Source organism: Gluconacetobacter sp. (assembly GCF_047721585.1).
Lineage (GTDB): Bacteria > Pseudomonadota > Alphaproteobacteria > Acetobacterales > Acetobacteraceae > Gluconacetobacter > Gluconacetobacter dulcium.
Genome location: NZ_JBDNXE010000046.1, coordinates 25,519 through 32,079, shown reverse-complemented (window position 1 = coordinate 32,079; position 6,561 = coordinate 25,519). Strand labels below are relative to the sequence as shown.

Genomic DNA, 6,561 nt, shown 5'->3' with positions numbered 1-6,561 from the left:
ACGACCTGCGCCTGCCCCAGCCGGTCCACCTGCACGACCCACGGCGTGATGGTGCCGCGCGCGGACTGCCAGACCAGCCCGCCCCCGAGACCGGCGGACAGGAACAGGGAGCCAAAGGCCATGAGACGCCAGTTGCGGGCTTGCACGCGGGCCGAGCCGATGCGCTCATCCCAGATCTGCGCTGCCTTCTGGTATGGGGTGACGGGCTCGGGCGTGGTCCCGTAGCGTGTTGTGGAGCGACGGAACATCATTCTTTCTCCGAGAGATCGATGGACGTGGACCCGCCCCCGCCATCGGCGGAGCGGATGATATGGGCGGCCTCGGCGGCATGGGTGGCGGCGTTGCGGCGCTTCATGTTCCGCGCCCAGCGGGGCGGCTTGCCGTCGGAGCCGTCGCCGCTATCGGGGTCGCCTCCCGAGGGGCCGCCACCAGGGTTACCGCTACCGGCAGGCCCGGTACCGGGATCACCTCCGCCGCCGGACGGGCCTGAAGACCCACCGTCACCCGATGGCCTATCGCCTTCTCCGGCGCCGCCCATCGCACCGGCGGCCCAGCGTCCGCCAGCAGAGTAGCTTTCCTTCAACGAGGATGTTGCCGCGCCGACCTTGCTCTTCACGGCGTTCATCGCAGCACCCCCAGCGGCGCGACCGACATTGCCAGCCGCCGATGCCATGCCCGCCGCACCAGTCTGTCCGGCCGCCCCCATGGAGTAGGCTGTCGTGGCGGCACCTGCGACGGCAGCCCCTCCGCGCGCTGCCGCTGCCGTCGCACCGAGGGCCGCCGCTCCGCCAGACGCCACGGCGGCGGGCGCGGCAACAGCCGCAGCCCCCATCGCGCCCACCGCCATCGCGGTTCCCGCTGCTGCCCCGGCACCAAGCTGCGGGGCACCGGAAATCAGCCCATTGGCGAGCGAGCCGCCGAAAATGGCGAGACCCACGATGCAGAGTGACGCCAGCACGACGGACAGCGCCTGGCCGATGGTGGGCGCACTATCACCGTAGGACGTCGTGAACTGCCTGAAGAGCACGGAAGCTATGGCGGAAATAACCGCCAGCACCATGATCTTCACGCCGGACGACACGACATTGCCCAGTACCTTCTCGGCGAGGAACGCCGTGCGGTTGAACAGGGCAAACGGGATCAGCACGAAGCCCGCGAGTGAGGTCAGCTTGAACTCGACGATCGCCACGAAGAGCTGCACCGCGAGGATGAAGAAGGCCGCCAGCACGATGAACCAGCACAGGAGCAGGACGAGGATCTGCACGATGCTGGCCAGCGCACCGAAGGAAAACGCCAGTTTACTCGCCGCATCCAGCAGCGGCTGCGCGGCATCGAGCCCGGTCGCCGCCAGTCGGCCGGGATGCATGAAATCCCCAAGCGCCAGCGTGCCGCCCCCGGCTTTGAGCCCGAGGGCCGCGAAACTGTTGAAAACGATCCCCGACAGGCCGCTGAAATGGTCAATGACGAAGGCAAAGAAGCCGATATACAGCGTCCTCTTCACCAGACGCTGGATGATGTCCTCATCGGCGGCCCAAGCCCAGAACAGGCCGGCCAGCACGATGTCCAGCACCGAGAGCGAGCCGGCCAGCGACACCACACTTCCCTTCACCAGACCGAAACCGCTGTCGATCGTAGTCTCGAAGGTATTCAGGAAACCGTCGATGATGCCGACATTGTCGCTCGCCATTGCTCAATATCCAGAACTTGGGATGGCGACGGCCTGGGGAACATAGGCGTCATACTGCGAAAAATGCTGATATTGGGCTTCCGCCCCTGCCTCGTTCGCCGCCTGTCGCGCCCGTTCGAGGTCCGCAGCCCGGCCATTAGCCGCGAGTTCGGCCTGGATGTCGGAAAGCTGGCGAGACTGAAGCGCGAGAAGCTGGTTTCCCGCCTGTGCGGCCTGTAGCGCCCCGGCCGAACTCTGGCTCGCCGAGACCAGTTGCGTCATGGCCGAGCTGTCGCTCGGGATGTTTCCTACCACCCGCGCCTGAAGCTTCAGGGCGTCCTCGAACCCACCCACAGAATTCTGCCAGCGTGTCTGTGCCTGGCTGAACAGGGCACCGTCGGACATGCCAGAGGACACGGACGTGTACGCCTGCTGGTACTGCTGCTCGACGGACTGGACGCTGTAGGCAATATTCTGCGCCTGCGCGAGCAACGCTGTGGTTTGGGAAATCGTCGATTGCAGCGTCGACAGTGTCGAAAGTGGTAGGCTCGCCAGATTGCGACCTTGGTTGACCAGCATCTGCGCCTGATTGGCCAGTGACGTGATCTGGTTGTCGATCTGCTGGAGCGTGCGGGCCGCGATCAGCACGTTCTGGACGTGGTTGGCGCCGTCATAGACCGCCCATTGGGCATGGGCTGACACGACTGGCATGACAAAAGCCAGAGCAGCGCCGAAGACCACGGCACATCCGGGGCGGAAATCTTTTGCCCGAATACGGAAAGGTTCTTCCGTCATGGCATCGCTCCTTCCCGAAGAAGATCGGCCGCCCACATGACGCCACGCGCCTCGAACCAGGCTGGGAGAAAGCCGGCCCGCCCATGTTCCACCAGCATCGCGTCGATCAGCCGGTGGTCGTCCTTGCCGGAGGCGGCGCACAGGGCGAGTGCCACCGGCCCGAGCCCCAGTTCGAAGAGGCGATTTCCCCGCTGGGTCTGGCAGTAATATTCCCGCTTCGACGCCGCGCGGGCGATAATGGCGATCTGTCGGTCGTTCAGCCCAAAATCGCGGTAGATGGCCGCGATCTGCGGCTCAATGGCCCGTTCATTGGGCAGGAAGATCCGCGTCGGGCAACTTTCCACCACAGCCGGGGCAATGCGGGAATTGGCGATGTCCGACAGGGACTGGGTGGCGAAAATCACCGACGCATTCTTCTTGCGCAGGGTTTTCAGCCACTCCCGAAGCTGGCCAGCAAAGTCCCCGTCATCCAGAACCAGCCAGCCCTCATCAATGACCAGCAGGGTCGGACGGCCATCCAGCCGTCCTTCGATCCGATGAAACAGGTAGGACAACACGGACGATGCCGCCCCGGACCCGATCAGCCCTTCCGTTTCAAACACCACGACATCGGCGTCACCCAGCCGCTCGGTGTCCGCATCCAGCAGGCGGCCATAGGGACCACCCAGGCAATATGCCGCCATTGCCTGCTTCAGGGCGTTGGACTGGAGAAGTGCTACCATACCTGACAGGGTCCGCTCCTGAACGGGCGACGACGCCAGGGAGTTCAGCGCCGACCAGAGGTGAGACTTCACCTCGGGGGTCAGCGTTACCCCTTCACCGACAAGGATCTGCCCCAGCCATTCCGTGGCCCATTTGCGCTCGTCGGGATCGTCAATCCTTGCCAGCGGCTGAAGGGAGACGGCGGAATGCCCATCGCCCTCGTCCGTCAGCCCGCCTCCAAGATCGTGCCAGTCCCCGTCCATCGCCATCGTCGCCGCACGCATGGACCCGCCGAAATCGAAGGCGAAAATCTGCGATCCCGCATAACGCCGAAACTGGAGCGCCATCAGCGCCAGCAGCACGGATTTGCCCGCCCCTGTTGGTCCTGCGATCAGCGTGTGGCCAACATCGCCGACATGAAGGCTGAACCGGAATGGTGTGGCGCCCGCCGTCCTGCCGTAGAACAGCGGTGCTGCCTTGAAATGCCCGTCCTGCTCCGGCCCTGCCCAGACGGCCGACAGCGGAATCATATGCGCCAGATTCAGCGTCGAGACCGGGGGCTGACGAACATTGGCGTAGACATGGCCGGGCAGCGAACCCAGCCATGCCTCCACCGCGTTGAGGCTTTCCGTCATGCAGGTGAAATCGCGGCCCTGGATGATCTTCTCAACCAGCCGAAGCTTTTCGGCCGCGATGGAGGCGGAACCGTCCCAGACCGTGATGGTCGCGGTAAGATACGCCTGTCCGACATCGTCGGCACCGAGGGACTGCAAGGCCAAGTCAGCATCGGCAGCCTTATTGGCAGCGTCGTTGTCCACGAGAACGGATGCCTCGTTGGTCATCACCTCCCGGACAATGGCTGCGATGCTCTTACGCTTTGCAAACCACTGCCGGCGGATCTTCGTCAGCACCTTGGTGGCGTCGGTCTTGTCGAGCAGGATGGCACGGGTTGACCAGCGATAGGGCATCGCCAGCCGGTTCAGGTCATCCAGGATTCCGGGAAAGGTCCGCGACGGGAAACCGGTGATCGTCAGCGTTTTCAGGAAGGCATCGCCGAGTTTCGGCTCCAACCCGCCCGAAAGCGGCTGATCGACCAGCAGCGCGTCAAGATGCATCGGGATTTCCGGCACCCGGACACGCTGGTTCCGCGTCGAAATGGTCGAATGTAAATAGGTCAGCGTTTCACCGTCATTGAGCCAGGTGGCCTCGGGCATGAAACCGTCCAGCAACGCCAGCATCCGGTCGGAGCGATCCACGAACGCATGGAGTATGCCGTGTGGGTCCGGCCCTTCGCGCTCCCTGCCCTCGAACAGGAACCGGGCAGCCCGGTCGGACGATTCCGCCGGTGGCAGCCAGACCAGGGTCAGGAAATACCGGCTCTCGAAATGCGCGCCCTCATCCTCGAACTGCTCACGCCGTTCCAGATCGACCATGTGCGAGGCGGCATCCGGGAAATCGCTCTCGGGATAGAGTGTGGCCGGGACGCGCTGCGCCTCGACGAACACCGCCCATCCGGAGCCCAGACGGCGGAGATTACTGTTGAGCCGTGCGGTGACACCGACCAGTTCGGCAGGCGTGGCGCTATCCATATCGGGACCACGGATGCGCGCCGTGCGCTGGAAGCTGCCGTCCTTGTTCAGGACGACGCCTTTCTCCACGAGCGCGGCCCATGGGAGAAAATCCGACAGGAGGGCGGCGCGATTGCGATATTCGCCAAGGGACATCATCGCCCTGCCCTCCCTACGCCCGCAGCCAGGCGGGGTAACGGAGATGTCGCCGCCCGACCTCGATGAACAGCGGATCACGCTTCGCCCCCCAGACCGCGAGCCCGTGGCCCACGATCCAGAATGCGGCTCCGATCAGCCAGAGCCGCAGGCCCAGCGCGATCGCGGCGGCCAGCGTGCCATTGGCGATGGCGACGGCACGGGGCGCACCACCCAGCAGGATGGGATCGGTCAGCGAGCGATGCACCGGGACATGGAACCCCGGCAACGCGTCATCGTCATATCCCGCCATCAGATCAGTGCTCCGCCGGAGAACGAGAAGAACGACAGGAAGAACGAGCTGGCGGCGAAAGCGATGGACAGGCCGAAGACGATCTGGATCAGGCGGCGGAACCCACCCGATGTTTCCCCGAACGCCAGGGTCAGACCCGTGACCGTGATGATGATCACCGAGATGATCTTGGCGACCGGTCCCTGCACGGATTCCAGAATCTGGTTGAGCGGCTCCTCCCACGGCATGTCGGAGCCCGACGCCAGGGCCGAGGAGCACCATGCGATGGACAGCAGCAGCATGGTGGAGAGGACAGGCGCGTGCCGACGCACACGGAACAGCGTGAGGTTCATTTCTAATCTCCATCGGTATCGATTGAATGAATGCGATAGGCACCAGTGCCGGGATCAATCCCGTCCACGGTGGCGAGTTCGGACAGGCGACGGGCCGTCCCGCGTCCAGACAGGACAGCGATCACGTCAATGGTTTCCGCGATCATGGCGCGTGGCACCGTGACCACCGCTTCCTGGATCAGTTGTTCCAGACGATACAGGGCAGCCAGCACCGATCCGGCGTGCAGCGTGCCGATACCGCCCGGATGGCCAGTACCCCATGCCTTGACCAGATCAAGGGCCTCGGCCCCACGTACCTCACCGATGGGGATACGGTCGGGACGCAGGCGGAGACCGGACCGGACGAGATCCGACAGGGTGATGACGCCCTCACGGGTGCGCAGGGCGATGAGATTGGGCGCCGTGCATTGCAGTTCGCGCGTGTCCTCGATCAGCACGATGCGATCGCCGGTTTTCGCAACCTCGGCCAGGAGGGCATTGACCAGCGTGGTCTTGCCCGTCGATGTGCCGCCCGCGACCAGAATGTTCCTCCGTTCCGTGACAGCGCGGCGCAGGAATGCCGCCTCGTCCGTTGTCATGATCGCGGCCTCGACATAGTCGTCGAGGGTGAACACGGCGACAGCGGGCTTGCGGATCGCGAAACTTGGGGCGGTCACAACGGGCGGCAGCAATCCCTCAAACCGTTCGCCAGTCGGCAATTCCGCCGATACGCGCGGGGCTGCCTCATGCACCTCCGCCCCGACATGGTGTGCGACCAGGCGGACGATGCGCTCGGCATCGGCTGGTGCAATCACATCACCCGTATCAGCCAGCCCCTCAGACAGACGGTCGACCCACAGCCGCCCATCGGGGTTGAGCATCAGCTCGACCACAGCCGCATCGGCAAGGTGCCCGGCGATCGCAGGCCCCATCGCCGTACGCAGCATGGAAATGCTCCGTACCCTTGCCCCTTGGTTGATGGCGGAAACCGACATGATCTTCCCCGGTATAAGCCGAGCGCGATGGGCGCACGGCGACGGGGATCATTAGGAAAGGCAGGAAACGGGGCGG

Annotated in this window: 7 protein-coding genes; all 7 read right to left on the bottom strand. The window is 64.5% G+C overall.

What is annotated here, in order from left to right:
• On the bottom strand, positions 1-248 hold a 248-nt coding region (locus ABF821_RS10465), incomplete at its 3' end, for a VirB8/TrbF family protein (protein WP_415529961.1).
• Positions 248-1,687 carry a P-type conjugative transfer protein TrbL gene (gene trbL, locus ABF821_RS10460; RefSeq protein ID WP_018308107.1) on the bottom strand — a complete coding sequence of 480 codons (1,440 nt, stop codon included), beginning with the start codon at positions 1,685-1,687 and terminating at the stop codon, positions 248-250. The genes trbL and ABF821_RS10465, both read right to left, overlap by 1 nt.
• A 3-nt stretch (positions 1,688-1,690) precedes the next feature.
• Positions 1,691-2,461 carry a P-type conjugative transfer protein TrbJ gene (gene trbJ, locus ABF821_RS10455; RefSeq protein ID WP_415529960.1) on the bottom strand — a complete coding sequence of 257 codons (771 nt, stop codon included), beginning with the start codon at positions 2,459-2,461 and terminating at the stop codon, positions 1,691-1,693.
• Positions 2,458-4,890 carry a conjugal transfer protein TrbE gene (trbE, locus tag ABF821_RS10450; protein ID WP_010667263.1) on the bottom strand — a complete coding sequence of 811 codons (2,433 nt, stop codon included), beginning with the start codon at positions 4,888-4,890 and terminating at the stop codon, positions 2,458-2,460. The genes trbJ and trbE overlap by 4 nt, the downstream gene beginning before the upstream one ends.
• 13 nt (positions 4,891-4,903) lie before the next feature.
• Positions 4,904-5,179, bottom strand: coding sequence for a VirB3 family type IV secretion system protein (locus tag ABF821_RS10445; RefSeq protein WP_010667264.1), 276 nt, complete (start codon positions 5,177-5,179; stop codon positions 4,904-4,906).
• On the bottom strand, positions 5,179-5,511 hold the full coding sequence (locus tag ABF821_RS10440; RefSeq protein WP_018308108.1) for a TrbC/VirB2 family protein: 333 nt from the start codon (positions 5,509-5,511) through the stop codon (positions 5,179-5,181). The genes ABF821_RS10445 and ABF821_RS10440 overlap by 1 nt, the downstream gene beginning before the upstream one ends.
• A 2-nt stretch (positions 5,512-5,513) precedes the next feature.
• Positions 5,514-6,437: a P-type conjugative transfer ATPase TrbB gene (trbB, locus tag ABF821_RS10435; protein ID WP_018308109.1), complete on the bottom strand. Its 924-nt coding sequence runs from the start codon at positions 6,435-6,437 to the stop codon at positions 5,514-5,516.
• Positions 6,438-6,561 lie beyond the last annotated feature (124 nt).

Coding starts and splice junctions, on each gene's coding strand:
- ABF821_RS10440 (WP_018308108.1), bottom strand. CDS start 5,511: ATGAACCTCACGCTGTTCCGTGTGCGTCGGCACGCGCCTGTCCTCTCC.
- trbL (WP_018308107.1), bottom strand. CDS start 1,687: ATGGCGAGCGACAATGTCGGCATCATCGACGGTTTCCTGAATACCTTC.
- trbE (WP_010667263.1), bottom strand. CDS start 4,890: ATGATGTCCCTTGGCGAATATCGCAATCGCGCCGCCCTCCTGTCGGAT.
- trbJ (WP_415529960.1), bottom strand. CDS start 2,461: ATGACGGAAGAACCTTTCCGTATTCGGGCAAAAGATTTCCGCCCCGGA.
- trbB (WP_018308109.1), bottom strand. CDS start 6,437: ATGCTGCGTACGGCGATGGGGCCTGCGATCGCCGGGCACCTTGCCGAT.
- ABF821_RS10445 (WP_010667264.1), bottom strand. CDS start 5,179: ATGGCGGGATATGACGATGACGCGTTGCCGGGGTTCCATGTCCCGGTG.